We start from the raw sequence: 18,988 nt of genomic DNA on the forward strand, positions 1-18,988 counted from the left end.
GCCCTGTGCGGGCTCCGCTGTGACCTCACCGACCCCTGCGGGCTACCGGCCGTACCGCAGCCGGACGACCCCCAGCAGCGCCTTCATTCCGCGCGAAGAACGGCGGAAACTCGTGACCGCGATCGGCAGCGGGAACCGCTGGCGCGCGACCGCCTGCGGACGGGTGAACTCGCGCAGCCCGTCGGCTCCGTGGATGCGGCCGAAGCCGGAGTCGCCCACGCCACCGAACGGCAGGCTCGGCACGCCCGCGAACGAGATCACCCCGTTGATCGCCACCATCCCGCACCGCAGCTGCGTCGCGATCTCCTCGCCGCGGTTCTTCGAGAACACGGTGGCGCCCAGGCCGTAGCCGGTGGCGTTGGCCCGGCGCACCGCCTCGGCCACGTCCGGCACCCGGTTGACGACGAGCAGCGGCCCGAACGTCTCCTCGGTGACGGCGGTGCTGTCCTCGGGGACGTCGACGATCACGACCGGCTCGATGAACTGCTGCTGCACCGACTCGGGCCCGCCGACCACGGCGCGCCCACCGCGGCCGAGCGCGTCCTCCACGTGCCGGCGCACCACGTCGACCTGAGCGGGCAATGTCATCGGCCCGTAGTCGCCCGTCGACCCCGAGCGCAGAGTCCGCGCGGTGCCCACCACCTTCGCGATGAACTCCTCGGCAACCGCGTCGAGCACGTAGACCCGCTCCACGCCCACGCAGGTCTGTCCCGCGTTGGACATGCCACCCCAGACGGCGGCGTCGGCAGCCGCGGCCAGATCGGCGTCGGCGTCGACGATCATCGGATCCTTGCCGCCGCACTCGATGAGCACGGGAGTGAGCCTCTCGGCGCACGTGGCCATCACGCGCTTGGCGGTGGCGGTGGAACCGGTGAACGAGATCTTGCCGATTCCCGGGGCCCGGCAGAGGGCGGCCCCGGTCTCACCGAAGCCCGTGACCACCTGGAACAGCGCGCGTCCGTCCACGATCTCGGCCAGGGAGTCGGCCAGGGCGACCCCGACACCGGGCGTCAGCTCACTGGGCTTGAAGACGACCGCGTTGCCCGCCGCGAGGGCATAGGCGATGGAGCCCATCGGGGTGAACACCGGGTAGTTCCAGGGGCCGATCACGCCGACCACGCCGATCGGCACGTAGGTCACGCTCGCCGCCTGGTTGCTCATCAGCGCCCCGGGCAGGACCATGCGCCGCCTCAGCACCCGCTCGGCGTGCTTCGCCGCCCAGTCCAGGTGGTCGATCGCGAGCACCAGCTCGAGCCGGGCGTCGTCGATCGGCTTGCCCGTCTCCTCGGTGACGACGCGGGCGAGGTCGTCGATGCGACGCACGAGCGCCTTGCGCCACTCATCCAGCCTGCGGCGGCGCTCGGCGAAGCCCAGGGCCGCCCACCACTGCGCGGCGTCCTCCGCCCGCGCCACGGCAGCCGCCACGGCATCGGCGTCGTGCACGGGATGCGTACCCACCACGTCTCCGGTGCGCGGGTCGAGTGACTCGAACGTGGCCGGAGTGCCGCTGACGCCGGGGAGGGGCGTGTCGGTGGCGGTCATTACTCCAGAGTAGGGGTACGACCGCACGGCGCACAGGGCGCAGCCGGGCGCCACGGAGCACGGGAGCGGTCACGCGATTAACCGCGCACGGGTGACGGACCGTCGCACGGCGAGCCGACGTTCCCGCGTGAAAGAGCAGCGGCTACAAGTCGTCGACGGTCGAACGGCCCCGCCTCTCCAACTCTCTGTAACGTGCTCGATACTCTGAGCGACGGTTGAGTGCCCAACCATTCCGAACAGCCGCGGAGCCCCGATGCCTCAGCCCTACCCGGCCCAGCAGCGCTACCACCCGCCCAGACAGCACTACCACCCACCCCAGCAGCACTACCGCCCGCCCCAGCGCCACCGCTCACCCCAGCACCAACACCCGTCCCAGCAGCACTATCCGCCCCAGCCGCTCCACTACCAGCCGCGGTGCGCCCCGCCGCCTCCGAAGAACGGCCCTGGCCTCGCCGCCGCGATCATCGCCCCCATCGGGATCCTCTTCGGACTCATCCCGCTCACCGGGTTCATCGCCGTCATCTGCGGCCTCGTCGCCGTCCCCCTCGCCCTCGTCGGCTGGTCCCGCTACCGCTACCGGCGCGCCTCGAACGGCAGGACCACCGTGTTCGGCCTGATCGTCGGCATCGGCGCGCTCGCCCTCGGGGCCTGGGGCATCACCATCGTGTTCGGAGTCACCAATCAGCTGTTCGACAGCCTGTCCGGACCGGCACCCATCATCGGAGCTTCCGCCAACCAGGTCGGCGGCGCGACGGCGCGGCTCGGCCAGGCGGTCACGTTCGACGACGGCATGAAGGTCCTCGTCGCCACCCCTGTCACGTTCAAGCCGTCGTCCTACGCTGCCGGACACCTCCGCGACCGCGCCATCAAGGTCGACATCACCGTCACCAACGGCACCGACAAGCCGATCGACGCCGCGCTCATCACCGTCAACGGCAGACACGGCGGGCAGCAGGCCACACAGATCTTCGACAGCCAGCGGGGTCTCGGCATGCAGCCTGCGGGAACGGTGCTGCCCGGAAAGTCGATCACCTTCCCGGCCGCGTTCTCGATCGGGCAGAACCCCGCCGAGGTACAGATCGAGGTGCGGCCCGTGATCATGGGCGACCCGGCGATCTTCACCGGCACCATCTAGACCGGTCAGCGATCAGGTGGCCGCGCGCAGGGCGGACGGCTCAGAACAGGCGCAGGTCGGTGCTCTCGACCCCGCGCAGCGCGTCGTAGTCGACCGTGACGCACCGGATTCCACGGTCCTCGGCGAGCGTGCGCGCCTGCGGCTTGATCTGCTGAGCGGCGAACACACCAGCCACCGGCGCGAGCAGTGGGTCGCGATTCATCAACTCCAGGTACCGCGTGAGCTGCTCGACACCGTCGATCTCACCGCGGCGCTTGACCTCCACGGCGACGCTGCGGCCGTCCGCATCCCGGCAGAGCAGGTCGACCGGACCGATCGCGGTCATGTACTCGCGCCGCACGAGCGTGAACCCCTCACCCAACGTGCCGGGGTGCGCGGCCAGCAACTCCTGCAGGTGCGCCTCGACGCCGTCCTTGACCAGGCCAGGATCGACGCCCAGCTCGTGCTCGGTGTCGTGCAGCACCTCGTCGATGGTGATCACGAGCGACTCGTCGGCCTTGTTGCGCACGGTCCACACGCCGGGCTGTTCTTCGAGCCAGCACGGCGGGCTCATCCAGTTGAGCGGCTTGTAGGCGCGGTCATCGGCGTGGATGCTCACCGACCCGTCCGCCTTGACCAGAAGCAAGCGCGGCGCCATCGGCAGATGCGCGGTGAGCCGACCGACGTAGTCGACCTGGCAGCGGGCGATGACGAGACGCACCCCGGCGACCCTAGTGCGCGCACAAGACGCGGCCCTCGCAGGACCCCTCAACCCTGCGAGGGCCGGCCGAATGTGGGCGACGACAGGCTCACAGCCCGTCGACGGCGGGGCGGACCCGTCCGTCGGCGCGGGCTAGCCGGTCGATCGCCGTCTGGCGCGAGCACATGGCGAGCAGCATCACGACCGCGACCTTGACCTCACCGCCCGCCGCGTCCAGCGCGGCGGCGGCGGTGTCGGCATCCGTACGGGCCGCGGTGGCGACGATCCGGCGGGCCCGGTCGACGAGCTTGGCGTTGGTCGGCCTGACGTCGACCATGAGGTTCCCGAAGACCTTGCCGCCCTGCACCATCGCGGCGGTCGAGAGCATGTTGCACACCAGCTTCTGCGCGGTGCCTGCCTTGAGCCGGGTGGAGCCGGTGAGCACCTCGGGGCCCGTGGCGAGCTCGATCGCGACGTCCGCGTGGCTGCTGACCAGCGCACCGATGTTGCAGGCCACCGACACCGTCAACGCCCCGACGGACGTCGCGTGATCCAGCCCGCCCAGCACGTAGGGCGTGCGGCCGCTCGCCGTGAGGCCGACGACGACGTCGACGGCACGCAGGTCGATGCCGCGCAGGTCCTCGGCGCCCAGCAGGGGGTCGTCCTCGGCGCCCTCGACAGCTGTGCCGGCCGCTTGCCGTCCTCCGGCGATGAGCCCGACGACATCGCCGGGCTCGGTGCCGAAGGTCGGCGGGCACTCCACGGCGTCGAGCAGGCCGAGCCTGCCACTCGTGCCCGCACCGAGGTAGATCAGCCGTCCGCCGCGCGCCCTGGCCGCGACGATCAGCTCGACGGCCCTCACGATCTGCGGCAGGGCTGCAGTGACGGCGGCGGGGGCCTTGTGGTCCTCGGCATTCATCAGCGCCAGCAGGTCGGCGACCGGCATCCGGTCGAGGTCTGCGCTCTCGGGGAGCGCAGACTCGGTCGTGAGTGACTGCAGATCCATCAACATCCGTTCGGGTCGTTTCGGGAGCGATCGCGCCGGCGGGGGGAGACCGCCTCGTACGTGCTTTCCAGTGCGGCGCGCGCTCCGGGGGTGCGCCGCGCGACGCCGACGAACAGGGTGTCGACCACCAGCAGCTGGCTCGTCCGGCTGCCCATGGCCGCGGAGCGGAAGCCGAGTTCGCGGCCCGCGGTGAGGAGCGTGTGGTCCGCCGTGCGGGCCAGCACGGATCGCGACGCACCTGTGACGGCCACGGTCACCACGCCTGCGGTCCGAGCCACCTGGACGGGACGCACGACGCCCGCCGTGCCGCCGGAGTGCGAGATACCGATGGCGACGTCGCCGGGACGGAGCAGGGAAGCGCTGACCATGGCTGCGTCGTGCTCAGGATGGGCGATGCAGAGCAACCCGATCCGGCTGAGCTTCCCCGCCAGGTCCAGCGCGACCAGGCCGGAGGCCCCGATCCCGTAGGCGTCGATCCGCCTGGCGCCTGCCATCGCGGCGACGACCGCCTCCAGCGTGTCGCCGTCGACGAGCTCGGCGGTGCCGGTGAGCTGCTCCCTCTCGAACGCGGCGAGCTTGCGCAGCACCGTCGGCATCGGGTCGTCGTCGGCGACATCGGAGTCCAGCGGCAGCGTGGCGCCCGGACGGTCGCCGACTGCGGCCAGGGCCAGCCGCAGCGCCGGGTAGCCCGGGTAGCCGAGACGGCGCGCGATACGGGCGACGGTCGCGGTGCTCGTCGACGTCTGCCCGGCCAGCTCGGTGATCGTGAGCCGGGCCGCGGCAGCGGGGTCGGCGTCCAGCACGGCGGCGACCCTGGCCTCGGCGGGCGACAGCTCCGGGAGCAGGGCGCGGATCCGGGTGGCGAGGCTGCTCATGCGGCGGCCGCCACGATCTCGAGCACCTGGGGCAGCCGCTCGGGTCGCGGCCGCCAGGGGAACCCCGCCCGGCCCGGGAGCACCGCACCGAGCACGCTCGGGTGCCGAGCGCCGGTGCAGCTCGCCACGGTGGCGGGGATGTCGTGCACGGTGCAGAAGCCCAGCAGCGCGAACGCGTAGGCCTCCTTCCACGCCGCCGGAAGCCCCAGCTCGTCCGAGCTGCGAACCGGGACGCCGGGCAGCTCGGCCGCGAGCGCGCGCATCAGCGTGGGGTTGCGGGTGCCACCCCCTGCCGCGATCACCTCGGTGCCACCGACGGAGCGGACGGCATCGCCGACGGTGCGAGCGGTCAGGGCTGTGAGCGTGGCGGCCAGGTCGTCGTCGGCGACGGCGGGGAGCCCCGCGAGCGCCGCGTCGAGGTACTGACGGTGGAAGAGCTCCTTGCCCGTGGTCTTCGGCGCGCGCCGCGCGTAGTAGGGTTCGGCGAGCAGGCGATCGAACAGTTCGGCGTCCACCCGTCCCCGCGCGGCCATGGCCCCGTCGACGTCGCAGGTGAGCCGCCCAGCCGTGCGTTCCGACACGGCGAGGTCGAGCAGTGCGTTCGCCGGGCCGGTGTCGAACGCGATCGCGTCGGCGCCGGGCGGGACGACCGTGACGTTCGCGATGCCGCCGAGGTTGAGCGCGACGGGAGCGCCGGGGCGTCCGCGCAGCCACATCACGTCGACGGCGCTGACCAGCGGAGCGCCCTGGCCGCCCGCGGCGACGTCGCGGCTGCGCAGGTCGGCCACCACCGCGCAACCCGTGCGCTCCGCGATCCAGGCGGGCTGGCCGATCTGCAGCGTGCCCCGGACGGCAGTGCCCTCCACCCAGTGGAAGACGGTCTGGCCGTGCGCGACGACGAGCTCGGCACGCCCGGCGCACAGCTTCTCGTTCGCGGTGGCCGCGGCCTCGGCGAAGGCCTGGCCGATGCCGGTGTCGAGCCGGCAGACGTCCTCGATCGTGGTGACGGACGGGGGCAGGACCGAGGCGATCCGAACACGCAGCTCGTCGGGGTAGCGAACCCCGAGCCCGCCGAGCGGACGCAGCACGATCCGGTCGCCGTCGAGGTCGAGATCGGCCGCGGCGGCGTCGATCCCGTCGAACGACGTCCCGGACATCAACCCGATCACCCTCACGCCGACTCCCCCAACGGCCTGCGGTGGTCGTCTCCGCGCAGCGTGGCGAGGGCGATGGCACTCACCACGCAGGTGGCCATCACGTAGTAAGCCGGAATGTCCACATCGGACGTTCCGGCGATCAACGCCGTGATGATCAGGCCCGCCGAGCCGGAGAAGATCGCGTTCGACAGCGAGTACGCGAGGCCGAGGCCCGTGTAGCGGACCCCGGTGGGGAACATCTCCGACAACATCGCAGGCCCTGGCCCGGCGATCAGGCCGACGGCCCCGCCCGCCACCAGGACCGCGAGTCCCTGCAGGAGCGGGCCGCTGCTCTTGTCCTGCAGCACGCCCAGCAGCGGCAGTGCCAGTACGACGATCAGCACGGTTCCGGTGAGCATCACCGGGCGGCGGCCGATCCGGTCACTGAGCATGCCTGCCGGCAGGATCGTCGCCGCGAACCCGGCGTTGGCCACCACCGTGGCCACCAGCGCCTGCAGGAACGACGCCCCCAGCGACGACTGCAGGTACGCCGGCATCACGACGAGGAACGTGTAGCCCGCCGCCGACCAGCCCATGAGCCGCGCGGCCCCCACCGCGATCGCCCGGGTCGTCTGCCAGGCGCCCGGCCGGGCAGGCGCCTCACCCGTGACGGCTACCGCTCGCCGGAACGAGGGCGTCTCCTCCAGTCGCAGGCGGAGCCAGAGCGCCACCAGCCCCAACGGCAACGCGAGCAGGAACGGGATCCGCCAGCCCCACGCCGTGAGCTGGTCGGCGCTGAGCACGGCACCCAGGATCGCCGCGAGCCCGGCCCCGGCGAGCAGGCCGAGCGCCACCGTGAACGACTGCCAGGAGCCGTAGAGCCCGCGCCGGCCGGTGGGGGCGAACTCCGTCATCACCGAAACCGCGCCGCCGAACTCACCGCCCGCCGAGAGGCCCTGCAGCACTCGGACCAGCGTCAGCAGCCACGGGGCCGCGGCGCCGACCGTGGCGTATGTGGGCAGCACGCCGATGAGGAAGGTGGCCCCGGTCATCAGCAGCAGGACCAGCACCAGGGTGGGCTTGCGGCCGATCCGGTCGCCGACCCTGCCGAACAACGCCGCCCCGATCGGGCGGAAGAAGAAGGCCAGCGCGAACGAGGCATACGTCTTGACCAGGCTCTCCAGCCCGGCGCTCCCGTCCGGGCTGAAGAAGTTGGTGGCGATGATCGTGGCGAAGAAGCCGTAGACGCCGAACTCGTACCACTCGATGAAGTTGCCTACCGTGCCCGCGACGACAGCACGCCGGGAACTGCCGGTCCCGCGCGCCGTGGTCGTCTCCATGACAACGATGCTCACGACCGGCCGGACGCTCTGTCAATAATTGACGGACGAGCGCTGCGCCACAGGGCCGCCCCATCGATCTCGTAACGATCACCGAGGAGCGTTGCGCTCCGCGAGGGCGGCGCCGGCGGCGGCCAAGGCCGTGCGCAGCTCGGGCGGGTCGAGCGCCTCCACCTCTCCGCCCAGGCCTGTGAGCTGCGACGCAGCCACAGCGATCTCTTCCACGTCCAGCTCGACCTCGCGCCAGCCCTCGGCATCCGGCGGGCCGGCACGCGCGATCGCCTGCGCGGCTGCATCCGAGTCGGTCACGTGCGACAGCATCTTCACGCCGCGCGGTCCCAGCCGCAGCCGCACCGTGACGCGCAGCATCTGGCTCGCGAACCGGGTCGTCGCGTCGGCCCACCACGAGGCGAGGTCGAACCCGTCCGGACGGGTGAAGCCCTCGCCGGTGGGCTCCGCGGCCACGATCCGGTCGACCCGGTAGGTCAACACGGTGTCCGGTGAATCGACACGCGCTCCGCTGACGCTCCGCGCTGAATCGACACGCGCTCCGCTGACGCTCCGCGCGGCTAAGTACCACGTCCCCGCCTTCACCACCACGCCGAGCGGCTCGATCGTCCGGTCGACCACATCGGTCCGGCGGCGGTACGAGATACGCAGCCGCTGCTGCCCCCACACCGCCTCGGCGACGGCGGCGAGCTGGGTGACCTGATGCGGCGTGTGGAACCAGCCCGGCGCATCGAGATGGAACCGCTCCGCGACGGTGCGGGCGTGCTCCCGCATCCCCGCCGGCAGGGTGGCGAGCAGCTTGGCCTGCGCGCCGGCCAGCGCGGCACTCATGCCCAGCTCGGCGAGAACCTGCGGGGCACCGACCGCGAAGAGCGCAGCCGCCTCCTGCGCCGTCAGTCCGTCGAGACGCGTGCGCCAGCCGTCCACGAGCCGGATGCCCCCTCCCCGGCCCGGCTCGGTGAAGAGCGGCACGCCTGCCGCGGAGAGCGCGGCGACGTCGCGGTAGATCGTCCGTTCCGAGACCTCCAGTTCGCGCGCCAGCTCGCCCGCCGTGGCCTCGCGCAGGCGCTGAAGGGTGAACAACAGGGTGACCAGGCGGGACGCGCGCACCCCGGGATCGTGCCCGATCCCGGCACCCGGCACCGTGTCCCTGTGGAGATGCTCAGCAGCCGCCAGGTCTACGCCAACAGCTGGATGACGGTCCGTGAGGACGCTGTGCGCCGCCCGGACGGAACCAACGGCATCTACGGAGTGATCGACAAGCCCACATTCGCACTGGTGATCCCCCGCGACGGCGACCGTCTACAGATGGTGGAGCAGTTCCGCTACCCGGTGGGCAGGCGGCGGTGGGAGTTCCCCGCCGGCACGGCTCCCGACCGTGCCGAGGTCGACCCCGCCGAGCTCGCCGTGCAGGAGCTGCGCGAGGAGACCGGGCTCGTCGCCGGCCGGATGGAGCTGGTCGGCAAGCTCGAGGTGGCGCCCGGGATGTCGAGCCAGACCGGAACGGTCTGGCTCGCGACCGAGCTGACCGAGGGTCCCGCGCAACGCGAACACACCGAGCAGGACATGCGCACCGCCTGGTTCACCGCCGCGGAGTTCGAGGCGATGGCCCGCTCGGGCGCGATGACCGACTCCCAGAGCCTCGCCGCCTACCTGCTCCTGCAGCTGCACGACCGGGGCTGAAGCCGGACTCGTAACGGTGTGAGCGACGTCACTAATCCGTTGCCGCCGGTTTCCACTCCCGTGTCGACGCCGTCCGATACGCGCTCGAGGTCGGCGAGCTGTGCTCGTTGCTGGACGGACAGGCGGCGGCTAGCCTGCGGTTAGTAATAAATCCTTACTAACTCGGGCTCTGTGACCTGGGAGGACCAGATGGCATCGTCGGCAAGCACTGCATTGGACGAGCTGGAACGGGAGTGGCACGCACCAGGCCGGACCGCGATCGAGCTGGCGTCGGTCGACGTCAACCAGGTCCTCGCCGATCACTACGAGACCGACCGCCCCGGCTTCGTCTACACCGCGTCGATGATGTGGGAGATGGAGCAGCGCAAGGCCGCCGCGCCCGACATCTACATCTCCGGCGTGGTCAAGGCGGGCAGCCTGGAAACCTTCGGCCTGCCGACAACAGGGCCGGCGGTCGATTTCGTCCGCATCACCGAACAGCGACTGTGGCTCGACCCCAAGACGTACGGCACGATCATCGAACACGTTCACCTCGACGACCAGCAGCGGCGCGCGTTCTTCATCGGCGCCGCCTCGTTCGACACCCCGGACGGCCGCACCGTGACCGCGGGCACCGGTCAGCCGCTGTTCCACGTCGAGCACTCGGTCAGGGGCACCGAGCAGCGGCCGCTGAACGCCTGGCGCATCGTGCACCTCACCGACGAGGTCGACCCGTCCATGGCCGCGCTCTTCGCGGAGATGTCGCGCCAGACCTACCTGCGCGAGTTCATCGAGGTGCACCTGACCCGCGACCTGGGCATCACGCTGCGGCGCAAGTAGCTCGCGTCTGCTCCTGCATCCGCACCACCGGCGCCGACGACGGGCACGGCAAGATCGCCCGCGACGACACCCGACGACGGGAAAGGCACCGGTGCATGGACCTTCGTGAGACCGACGAGCAACGGCTGCTGCGGTCCTCCGTGGCCGCGATGGCCGCGAGGTACGGGCACGACTACCTGATGGAGAAGGCGCGCACCGGCGCCAAGACCACCGAGCTGTGGGCCGACGCCGCCGCGGCGGGCTACCTCGGCGTGGCCGTGCCGGCCGAGTACGGCGGCGGCGGTGCGGGGATGGTCGAGCTCACGATCGTCGCCGAGGAGATCGCCGCGGCGGGCTGTCCGTTGCTGCTGATCGTGGTCTCGCCCGCGATCGCCGCCTCGGTGATCGCCCGGTCCGGCACCGTCGACCAGAAGGAACGCTGGCTCCCCCGCTTCGCCGACGGCTCCGTGCGGATGTCGTTCGCGATCACCGAGCCGGACGCGGGATCGAACTCCCACCGGATCAGCACCACCGCCCGGCGCGACCGGGACCGCGGCGGATGGCTGCTGAGCGGCACCAAGTACTACATCTCCGGCGTGGACGAGACGGACGCGACGCTCGTGGTGGCCCGCCTCGAGGACGCGACCACCGGGACGCTGCGACCCGCGATGTTCGTCGTACCCACCGATACGCCCGGGATGACCTACCAGCCGATCGAGATGGCGATCCACAGCCCCGAGAAGCAGTTCACGGTCTTCTTCGACGACGCGTTCGTGCCTGACGACGCGCTGGTGGGCGGCGAGGAGGCCGGGCTGGCGGCGCTGTTCGCCGGGCTCAACCCGGAGCGGATCACCGTGGCCGCGTACATCAACGGGCTCGCCCGCTACGCGCTGCGCAAGGGCGCCGCCTACGCCAGGGACCGCACCGTGTGGCAGGCGCCGATCGGCAGCCACCAGGCGATCGCCCACCCGCTGGCGAAGGCACACGTCGAGGTCGAGCTCGCCCGCCTCGCCACCACCCGCGCGGCCTGGCTCTACGACGAGGGTGACCAGGCCGCCGCGGGCGAGGCGGCGAACATGGCGAAGTACGCCTCGGCCGAGGCCGCCATCAACGCCGTCGACGCGGCCGTGCAGGCGCACGGCGGCAACGGGATGTCGGTCGAGTACGGCGTCGGCACCCTGATCGGCGCCGTACGCGCGGCACGGATCGCTCCGGTGAGCCGGGAGATGATCCTCAACTACATCGCCCAGCACTCGCTCGGGCTGCCGAAGTCGTACTAGCCCTGACCAGTCATTATGTGGCTGACGCCGGGACCGGTGCGGCGAAGACCCCGATCTCGCAACGATCGCGACATCAAGATCACCGCGAGATCGAGATACGCGCCCTCCGGAGGGCGAAACCACAGATCTCGGAATGATCATGGGCCGGCTAGACCGGGGGTGTCGGCCTATCCGGTGTGGGGGCGACCGGCCGTGGCTGCGCGCACGGCCGGCACCACCACTTCGGCATAGGCCTCCAGGTTCGCGATGCTCTCAGCGGCGGCAAGGTCGCCGAAGGCGAGGGTCGCCTCGAAGTAGTTGATGTCCGCACGCTCGACCTGCTCCAGGAGGCGATCGCGGACGGTCTCCGGCGATCCGACGAGGGCCGCGCCGCGGCGGAGCCCGGCGTCGGTGTCGAACTGGGCGTCCACCCGGTGGTCGTCGTTGTCGTGCCACAGCTTGGTGAGCTCACGGACGAAGACGTCGTTGGCCTTGCGGTAGCGGTCCAGCGCCTCGGCATCGGTGTCGCCGATGTAGACGGTGGCGGCCATCCCCACCCGCGGTGTCCCGTCGTGCGGGCGTGGGCCGGACTCCCAGGCGTTCCAGTACGTGTCCGCGGCAGAGGTGAAGGAGCCGCCGTTCCACCGGCCGACGAAGTTGATGCCGCTCCGACCGGCCCACTCCGCGCTGTTCGTGTTGCTGGAGGCGTACCAGAGCGGTGGGTGCGGCTGCTGCACGGGACGGACCGACAGCTCGACGTCGTAGTCGCGCAGGCGCTCGCCCCGATGGATCATGCGCCCGGTCGCCAGCGCGGTGGTGACGACGTCGAGCGTCTCGGTGAAGAGCGCTCTGGAGTCCTCGTCGGACACACCGAAGTAGGCGAGCTCGTAGGGGCTGACCCCGCGGCCGACGCCGAGATCGAGCCGTCCCGCGCAGAGCTGGTCGAGGACGGCGATCTCCTCGGCCAGGCGCAGCGGGTCGTAGATCGGCAGCACGTTCACCAGCGCCCCGATGCGCATCCGGGAGGTGCGCTGGCTCAGCGCGGCGAGGAAGAGGTTGGGTGACGGGCACACCGACAACGGCGTGCCGTGGTGCTCGGTGACGTGGTAGTGGTCGATCCCCGCTGCCTCGGCCGCGACGGCGAGATCCAGCCGGTTCGTGAGTACCGCACCGGGTGTGGAGTCTCCGAGATCGAACGAGTCGAAGATGCCGAAGGCGAAGCCCACCCTGTTACCTCCCGGTCGTCCCGTCCCCATCTTGCGTGATCTCGGCCGGAACCGCCCTGAGAAATATTTCAGAAGCGCTGTTATATTAGCGCTGTGACATCTCCTGAAGATCCGGTCGACCCGACGCTGGAGAGCTCGATCCGGCCGCTCAAGGTCCTGCTGTCGGCGATGGACGCGGACATCGGGCGCCTCTACACGGAGCACGGGGTCGCCGGGGTCCGCCCGCGGTTCAGCATGGCGTTGATCCGGTTGCGCCACCGCGGCCCGATGACGGTGAAGGAGCTCGCCGAGCAGATCGACGTCACGCACTCGGCAATGAGCCAGACCGTCACCGTGATGCGCCGCGAAGGGCTCGTCGATACCTCGACCGGCTCGGACGCCCGCACGCGCACGGTGTCGCTCACCGAGCGGGGCCGCGCGCTGGTGCCGTTCCTCGAGGACGAATGGCGCGCGACCGAACGAGCGTGGGTGGAGCTGGAGGCCGAGATTCCCTACCCCCTGACCCGCGTGGTCGACGACATCGCCGCCGCGCTGCGACAACGCTCGTTCCTCGATCGCCTCAAGCAGCAGCTCGACCACCCGTCGGCTCCCGGCGACGATCACGGCCGCCGGGCGTGAGCGCGATCGACGGCATCCTCGACACCCGCCCGCTGCGATCACACCCGGCGTTCCGCCGCATCTGGGTGGGCACCACGGCACAGAGCTTCGGCGGTCAGGTCGCCGTGGTCGCGGTGATGTACCAGGTGTGGGAGCTCACGCAGAGCGCCGTGTGGGTCGGCGCGATCGGGGTCGCCACCGCCGTCCCGACCATCGTCTTCGGACTCCTAGGCGGCGTCCTCGCCGACGCGATGGACCGGCGCAGGCTCGTCGCCGTCACCAGCATCGGCACGGCCGTGGCGGCGGTACTGCTCGCCGTCCAGGCGGGTCTCGGTGCGCACTCCCTGCCACTGGTCCTGGTCCTGGTGGCGGCACAGACGGCGTGCGGAGCGCTGGGCTCCTCGGCCCGCCGCACGTTCGTGGCCCGGCTGCTCCCACCCGGCCAGGTCCCCGCCGGCATCGCGCTGAACCACGTCAGCTTCCAGATCGCGATGCTGGTGGGGCCGGCCGCCGCCGGACTCGTGCTCGCCCACGGGGGACTGACGTGGGCCTACGCCGTGGACGCCGCGGCCATCACGCTCGCCTTGTACGGGGTGGCCCGGCTGCCGGGCATGCGGCCCACCGGAGGAACCACCGTCGGCCTGCGGGCGAGCGTGGACGGGTGGCGCTTCATCCTGCGGCGCCCGGCCCTGAGCGGCTCCATCGCCACCGACCTGGCGGCAACCGTGCTCGCCATGCCCATCGCGCTCCTCCCGGTGCTCAACGAGGAACGGTTCGGCGGGGACCCGCAGACACTCGGCCTGTTCCTGTCGGCGATAGCGGTCGGCGGGATCACCGCCGGCCTGACCTCGGGCATCGTGGCGCGCATCCCCAGGGCCGGACTCGTCCAGCTCACGGCCGCGGGCGTGTGGGGCGTGGCCCTGGCCGGGTTCGGCCTCGCGGACACGTTGCTCCCGACCCTCGCCTGCCTCACCGTCGCCGGAGCAGCCGACACGATCTCCGTCATCTCCCGCGGGTCCCTGGTCCAGCTGGCGACACCGGACCGCTACCTCGGTCGCATCGTCTCCGTCGAGAACGTCGTCGGCGCCGGTGGGCCGGGCATCGGCAACGCCAGAGCGGGTGCGGTCGCCGACCTCACGTCGGCCGGGTTCGCCGCGGTCACCGGCGGCCTCGCCTGCGCCCTCGTCGTGGCCGTGCTGGCCGCCACCAACCCCACGCTGCGACGGTGGAGGCGCCCGGAGGCCGCCGACGAGGCACCGGCGGTCCGGGCGGACGCATAGCACCACGCGCTCGCCGCCCTTCCGTACGGGCGGCGTTGACATGGCGGAAATATCGGCCTTATGGTCATACCAATAGCTTGAACTCGAAGCGGAGGTCTGCTGCATGGCCGGGGACGCGATCGTCGACGACACGTTGGCGGCGAAGTTCGCCACCGAGAAGGATTCCCCCTACACCCGGTGGGTCGCCAACGAGGGCCTGGAGATCATCGCCGCCCACTACGTGCCCGACCTGCGCACCGTGGATCTCAAGCCCTGGGACCGTCGCGGTGGGCGCGGGGTGTTCATCAACCACGAGGCCACCCGCACCTCCAACGACTGCTACGTCTGCGAGATCCCCGCCGGCGCCGCCCTGGCCCCCCAGCGGCAACTGTTCGAGGAGATGATCCTCGTCCTCGACGGGCACGGCTCCACCAAGGTCTGGAACGACAACGGCGCCGAAGTCACCTTCGAATGGCAGCCCGGGTCGCTGTTCGCGATCCCGCTCAACGCCAACCACCAGCACTTCAACGGCTCCGGACAGAAGACCGCCCGGTTCGTCGCCTCCACCAACATGCCCCCGGTCATCAACCTCTACGACGACGTCGAGTTCGTCTTCGGTACCGCCAAGGACTTCCCGAAGCGCTTCAACGGCGAGCCCGACTACTTCGCCCCCAAGGGCGAGCAGAAAGGCCTGCTGCTCGACACCAACTTCGTGGCCGACGCGGTCAACCTGCCCCTGGTCCACGCCGCCGAACGCGGCGCGGGCGGCGGGCACATCCGCTTCAACATGGCCCGCGGATCGATGAACAGCCACATCTCACAGTTCCCCGTGGGCACCTACAAGAAGGGCCACCGCCACGGCCCCGGCGCCCACGTGATCATCCTGTCCGGCACCGGTTACAGCCTCATGTGGCCCGAAGGCGAAGAGCCGCGGCGCTACGAATGGGGCCCCGGCGCGCTGATCGTCCCGCCGAACATGTGGTACCACCAGCACTTCAACACCGGCGAGGAGCCCAGCCGCTACCTCGCGTTCAAGCACGAAGGCGTCTCCATCCGCAACGCCCAGGGCGTGCCCAAGGCGTGGATCAGCCAGCGCCTGGGCGGCGACCAGATCGACTACGCCGACGAGTCGCCCGTGGTCCGCGAACTGTTCCGCGAAGCGCTGGCCAAGTACGGCATCGAACCGAACATGGACGCGGTCTACGAGGCCGAACTGCCCACGCTCGCCCCGAAGCCCTAGCCAGGAGGCATCCCGTGCGGCCCGCCTGCTCCCCAGGCGGGCCGCACGGGCACGCTCGCGACACGACGAGGAGTACGCGCGTGACGGACGCCGCCCCGCACGGCCACGGCCACGGCCACGGCCACGGCCACGAGGAGCCGGGCACGGTCTACTCGTCCTCCTACCTGCCGGGCGACGACCACGTGCATGACGACGAGCCGCTCAGCCCGCTCGAGGACAACCCGATCTGGCAGCAGGACAACGTCACCCTGCGCAGCGTCGGGATGGACATCGGTTCCTCCGGCACCCAGGTCGTCTTCTCCACGCTGCACCTGCGCCGCATCAGCGAGGAGCTGACCAGCCGCTACATCGTCGTGCGCAGGCAGACCGACTACCGCTCACCGGTCGAGCTGACCCCGTACGCGAGCGCCGAGCGCATCGACGCCGAGGCACTCGGGTCGATCATCGACCGCGCTTACAACACCGCGAGGGTGGATCCGGAGAACATCGACACCGGCGTCGTGATCCTCACGGGCGAGGCCCTGCGCCGCAGCAACGCCGAGGCGATCGCGGGTGTGCTGGCCGAGCGCGGCGGCGAACTCGTGACGGCGACCGCGGGCCACAACATGGAGGCCATGCTGGCCGCCTACGGCTCCGGCGCCGCGCAGACCTCGTACGACACCGGCACGCGCATCCTCAACATCGACATCGGGGGCGGTACCACCAAGCTCGCGGTGCTCGACCGCGGGCAGGTCGTGCGCACCGCGGCCGTGCACATCGGAGGCCGGCTACAGGTCGTGGACGCCGACGACCGCGTCGTACGGCTCGACCCCGCGGGCCGCGACCACGCCGCTCGCGCCGGGTACGACTGGGCGCTCGGCGACGTCGCGCGTGCCGACGAGATCGAGAAGGTCGCCGAGACCATGGCGGACGCACTGATCACGGCCGTCGCCGCCGGAGCCGCGTTGCCCGCCGAGATCGAGCGGCTGTACCTGACCGAACCGATCGGTGAGCTCGGCCCGATCGACGGCGTGATGTTCTCCGGCGGGGTCGCCGAGTACGTCTACGACCGCGAGACCAGGCGGTTCGGCGATCTCGGCCTTCCACTGGGCCGGGCCCTGCGCCGCCGGATCGACTCCGGCGAGCTGCCGTTCCCGTTGCTGCCCGCCGGGGAGTGCATCCGCGCCACCGCGCTGGGTGCGTCCGAGTACAGCGTGCAGCTCAGCGGGAACACCGGCTTCATCACCGACCCCGACGCGCTGCTGCCCCGCCGCAACCTCCAGGTGGTCAAGCCCGCTTACCGGCTCGGCGAGACGGTCGACCCGGAGGCCGTCGCCGACGCGGTCCGGCGCCACCTGGTCGCCCTCGACGTCCCGGAGACCGCTGACGTTGCGCTCGCCATGGGGTGGAGCGGGCTGCCCAGCTACCACCGGGTCGTGGCGCTCGCGCGGGGGATCCGCGACGGGCTCGCCCACCGCACCGCGCTCGGGCGGCCCGTGTACGTGATGCTCGACGGGGACGTGGCCATGACACTCGGCCGGCTGCTCACCGACGAGCTCGGCGTCGCGGGCAACCTCCTGGTCGTCGACGGGCTCAGCCTGCGGGACTTCGATTACATCGACATCGGCCGGGTGCGCTTTCCGTCGAATACCGTGCCGGTCACCATCAAGTCCCTGATATTCAGTGAGGACCCGCGGCGACCCGGCCGCACCGGCTGATCAGTCGGGCGGGCGTTTTGCGCATTTATGCCCGGCTCGCCCTTTTGAATCCTTTCGCCGCGCCGGCGATCGACCCGTCAGGCATGTCCTCCGGGCGCCGTCCGCGCGGGTCTCACGTGCAGCCGCCGAATCGGCGTAAAACGCGGTGATCCCCAAGGCGTCCCTCCGGCCCATTGACCCGCGTTGAGGGCTATTGATATAACTGTTAGGCCAATGGAGGCCCGGGTTGTGTCGGAGCCGCAGAACCTTGGCCGTACCACCAGAAGCAGTGGATGTTCCGGCCGTGGGCCAGGACCGCTTCGAATCCGTCCTGGCCCTTTCGTCGGCCCGGTTTGTTCACGTTGCTCAGGGCCTCCGCCCACCGGACGGGGCCGGGCTCGCTGCACGGGTGGATACAGCGCCGATACGGCACTGTCGGATGAGCGACGGCCGGGACCGATGAGTGCGGACTCGGGCCGGGATCTGTGAGGGCATCGGTATGAGCGACACGAAGGGCAGGGTCTTCCTGCGCGGCATCACGTCCGAGACGTACGGGCTCAAGGAGTTCCGGCGACGCCAGCTCGACGCGCCACGGGTACGGGACGACTCGGTCGTGGTCGACGACGCGAAGGTCGCACACTCCGGCGACTCGCACGAGTCCCGCACATGGTGGCGGATCGGACCGGGCGACGATCCCTTCCTCACGCAGAGCCTCCAGGTGCACTTCGTCGAGCTGCCCCCGCGCACCTCGAACCACGGCCACGGGCACCAGAACGAGGCGGCCTTCTTCATCCTGGCGGGCGCCGGCTACGAAATCCATGACGACCAGCGCTACGACTGGGAGAAGGACGACCTGGTGATCGTCCACACGGACTCGATCCACCGGCATTTCAACCCGTACGACGAGACAGCGCGCTGCCTGATCTTCAAGGCCAAGTCGATGTGGATGTACCTCGGCCTGCTCCAGCAGGGCCGCAGCGGCCCGGTCGACGACGAGGAGCGCTTCGGCCCGCGCATGGACTGGTCGCAGCTGTGGACCCCGGATGTGGAGAAGCGCCGCAAGGTCGTGAAGTCGGCCGACACGCACTGGGAGTCGACCCCGCTCGGCAAGGTGCGGGTGATGTCCCGGCCCGGCGACGACGTGCGGACCTTCAGCGTCGACGCGTACGTGCTGGAGATCCCGGCAGGCAGCCGCTCCGGCAAGCGCTGGCACATGGCCGACGAGGTGCTCTACGTCCGCTCCGGCTCCGGGTACAGCCTCCACTGGGAGGTTGCGGCCGAGCTCTCCGAGAAGTACTACGCCCGCATCGCGCACGAGCCCACGCGGCACGAGTTCAAGCCCGGCGACACGCTCTACGTCCCGCAGAACACGGTGGCCCAGCACTTCGCCGCCGACGGGGAACCGCTCACCTTCGTCTCCGCCCAGAACCGGCTCTTCAAGGAGCTCGGTTACAACAGCACGGTGTTCCTCGAGAACGCGCCCGAGTACGACGGACCAGCCGGCGCCCGTTCCTGACCCACTTCTCTG

At 70.9% G+C, this 18,988-nt stretch carries 17 protein-coding genes; 9 read left to right on the forward strand and 8 right to left on the reverse strand.

What is annotated here, in order from left to right; genetic code table 11:
• Positions 1–42: 42 nt before the first annotated feature.
• On the reverse strand, positions 43–1,542 hold the full coding sequence (locus tag ACQPZQ_RS38185; protein ID WP_433289194.1) for an aldehyde dehydrogenase family protein: 1,500 nt from the start codon (positions 1,540–1,542) through the stop codon (positions 43–45).
• A 253-nt stretch (positions 1,543–1,795) separates the two neighbouring features.
• Between ACQPZQ_RS38185 and ACQPZQ_RS38190 the strand changes: the two genes are divergently transcribed.
• Positions 1,796–2,677: a hypothetical protein gene (locus ACQPZQ_RS38190; protein ID WP_433289196.1), complete on the forward strand. Its 882-nt coding sequence runs from the start codon at positions 1,796–1,798 to the stop codon at positions 2,675–2,677.
• A 40-nt stretch (positions 2,678–2,717) separates the two neighbouring features.
• Here ACQPZQ_RS38190 and nucS read toward each other — a convergent pair whose 3' ends face one another.
• The 6 genes from nucS to ACQPZQ_RS38220 all read right to left on the reverse strand — a co-directional run bounded on the left by nucS (position 2,718) and on the right by ACQPZQ_RS38220 (position 8,832).
• Complete coding sequence (gene nucS / locus ACQPZQ_RS38195) at positions 2,718–3,377, reverse strand: endonuclease NucS (RefSeq protein WP_433289198.1); 660 nt, start codon at positions 3,375–3,377, stop codon at positions 2,718–2,720.
• Positions 3,378–3,465: 88 nt separating this feature from the next.
• On the reverse strand, positions 3,466–4,362 hold the full coding sequence (gene murQ / locus ACQPZQ_RS38200; RefSeq protein WP_433289200.1) for an N-acetylmuramic acid 6-phosphate etherase: 897 nt from the start codon (positions 4,360–4,362) through the stop codon (positions 3,466–3,468).
• Complete coding sequence (locus tag ACQPZQ_RS38205) at positions 4,362–5,237, reverse strand: MurR/RpiR family transcriptional regulator (RefSeq protein ID WP_433289202.1); 876 nt, start codon at positions 5,235–5,237, stop codon at positions 4,362–4,364. Before ACQPZQ_RS38205 ends, murQ begins: the two co-directional genes overlap by 1 nt.
• The gene (locus tag ACQPZQ_RS38210) at positions 5,234–6,412 is read right to left on the reverse strand and encodes an anhydro-N-acetylmuramic acid kinase (RefSeq protein WP_433289204.1); all 1,179 of its coding nucleotides are present in this window, start codon (positions 6,410–6,412) and stop codon (positions 5,234–5,236) included. Before ACQPZQ_RS38210 ends, ACQPZQ_RS38205 begins: the two co-directional genes overlap by 4 nt.
• On the reverse strand, positions 6,409–7,713 hold the full coding sequence (locus tag ACQPZQ_RS38215; protein ID WP_433289206.1) for an MFS transporter: 1,305 nt from the start codon (positions 7,711–7,713) through the stop codon (positions 6,409–6,411). Before ACQPZQ_RS38215 ends, ACQPZQ_RS38210 begins: the two co-directional genes overlap by 4 nt.
• A gap of 90 nt (positions 7,714–7,803) precedes the next feature.
• Positions 7,804–8,832 (reverse strand): helix-turn-helix transcriptional regulator, encoded by a 1,029-nt coding sequence (locus ACQPZQ_RS38220; RefSeq protein WP_433289208.1) that lies wholly within the window; start codon positions 8,830–8,832, stop codon positions 7,804–7,806.
• A 42-nt stretch (positions 8,833–8,874) separates the two neighbouring features.
• Between ACQPZQ_RS38220 and ACQPZQ_RS38225 the strand changes: the two genes are divergently transcribed.
• The 3 genes from ACQPZQ_RS38225 (at position 8,875) to ACQPZQ_RS38235 (ending at position 11,483) form a co-directional block, all read left to right on the forward strand.
• On the forward strand, positions 8,875–9,405 hold the full coding sequence (locus ACQPZQ_RS38225) for an NUDIX domain-containing protein (protein ID WP_433289210.1): 531 nt from the start codon (positions 8,875–8,877) through the stop codon (positions 9,403–9,405).
• A gap of 189 nt (positions 9,406–9,594) precedes the next feature.
• The gene (locus ACQPZQ_RS38230) at positions 9,595–10,224 is read left to right on the forward strand and encodes a hypothetical protein (RefSeq protein ID WP_433289212.1); all 630 of its coding nucleotides are present in this window, start codon (positions 9,595–9,597) and stop codon (positions 10,222–10,224) included.
• Positions 10,225–10,319: 95 nt separating this feature from the next.
• Positions 10,320–11,483 carry an acyl-CoA dehydrogenase family protein gene (locus ACQPZQ_RS38235; RefSeq protein ID WP_433289214.1) on the forward strand — a complete coding sequence of 388 codons (1,164 nt, stop codon included), beginning with the start codon at positions 10,320–10,322 and terminating at the stop codon, positions 11,481–11,483.
• A 167-nt stretch (positions 11,484–11,650) separates the two neighbouring features.
• On the opposite strand, the gene ACQPZQ_RS38240 is transcribed toward ACQPZQ_RS38235, so the two are convergent.
• The gene (locus ACQPZQ_RS38240; RefSeq protein ID WP_433289216.1) at positions 11,651–12,688 is read right to left on the reverse strand and encodes an LLM class flavin-dependent oxidoreductase; all 1,038 of its coding nucleotides are present in this window, start codon (positions 12,686–12,688) and stop codon (positions 11,651–11,653) included.
• A gap of 93 nt (positions 12,689–12,781) precedes the next feature.
• Here ACQPZQ_RS38240 and ACQPZQ_RS38245 point away from each other — a divergent pair, with 93 nt between their 5' ends.
• The 5 genes from ACQPZQ_RS38245 (at position 12,782) to ACQPZQ_RS38265 (ending at position 18,976) form a co-directional block, all read left to right on the forward strand.
• Positions 12,782–13,306 carry a MarR family winged helix-turn-helix transcriptional regulator gene (locus tag ACQPZQ_RS38245; RefSeq protein ID WP_433289218.1) on the forward strand — a complete coding sequence of 175 codons (525 nt, stop codon included), beginning with the start codon at positions 12,782–12,784 and terminating at the stop codon, positions 13,304–13,306.
• Complete coding sequence (locus tag ACQPZQ_RS38250; RefSeq protein WP_433289219.1) at positions 13,303–14,565, forward strand: MFS transporter; 1,263 nt, start codon at positions 13,303–13,305, stop codon at positions 14,563–14,565. Before ACQPZQ_RS38245 ends, ACQPZQ_RS38250 begins: the two co-directional genes overlap by 4 nt.
• 103 nt (positions 14,566–14,668) lie before the next feature.
• Positions 14,669–15,784, forward strand: coding sequence for a hypothetical protein (locus ACQPZQ_RS38255; protein WP_433289221.1), 1,116 nt, complete (start codon positions 14,669–14,671; stop codon positions 15,782–15,784).
• 80 nt (positions 15,785–15,864) lie between these two features.
• Positions 15,865–17,481 carry an ethanolamine ammonia-lyase reactivating factor EutA gene (locus tag ACQPZQ_RS38260; protein WP_433289223.1) on the forward strand — a complete coding sequence of 539 codons (1,617 nt, stop codon included), beginning with the start codon at positions 15,865–15,867 and terminating at the stop codon, positions 17,479–17,481.
• Between the two features lie 478 nt (positions 17,482–17,959).
• On the forward strand, positions 17,960–18,976 hold the full coding sequence (locus ACQPZQ_RS38265; RefSeq protein ID WP_433289225.1) for a cupin domain-containing protein: 1,017 nt from the start codon (positions 17,960–17,962) through the stop codon (positions 18,974–18,976).
• The last annotated feature ends 12 nt before the right edge of the window (positions 18,977–18,988 follow it).

The organism is Pseudonocardia sp. CA-142604 (assembly GCF_050948475.1).
GTDB lineage: Bacteria > Actinomycetota > Actinomycetes > Mycobacteriales > Pseudonocardiaceae > Pseudonocardia > Pseudonocardia alaniniphila.

Coding starts and splice junctions, on each gene's coding strand:
- ACQPZQ_RS38265 (WP_433289225.1), top strand. CDS start 17,960: ATGAGCGACACGAAGGGCAGGGTCTTCCTGCGCGGCATCACGTCCGAG.
- murQ (WP_433289200.1), bottom strand. CDS start 4,362: ATGGATCTGCAGTCACTCACGACCGAGTCTGCGCTCCCCGAGAGCGCA.
- ACQPZQ_RS38255 (WP_433289221.1), top strand. CDS start 14,669: ATGGCCGGGGACGCGATCGTCGACGACACGTTGGCGGCGAAGTTCGCC.
- ACQPZQ_RS38230 (WP_433289212.1), top strand. CDS start 9,595: ATGGCATCGTCGGCAAGCACTGCATTGGACGAGCTGGAACGGGAGTGG.
- ACQPZQ_RS38235 (WP_433289214.1), top strand. CDS start 10,320: ATGGACCTTCGTGAGACCGACGAGCAACGGCTGCTGCGGTCCTCCGTG.
- ACQPZQ_RS38185 (WP_433289194.1), bottom strand. CDS start 1,542: ATGACCGCCACCGACACGCCCCTCCCCGGCGTCAGCGGCACTCCGGCC.
- ACQPZQ_RS38215 (WP_433289206.1), bottom strand. CDS start 7,713: ATGGAGACGACCACGGCGCGCGGGACCGGCAGTTCCCGGCGTGCTGTC.
- ACQPZQ_RS38205 (WP_433289202.1), bottom strand. CDS start 5,237: ATGAGCAGCCTCGCCACCCGGATCCGCGCCCTGCTCCCGGAGCTGTCG.
- ACQPZQ_RS38190 (WP_433289196.1), top strand. CDS start 1,796: ATGCCTCAGCCCTACCCGGCCCAGCAGCGCTACCACCCGCCCAGACAG.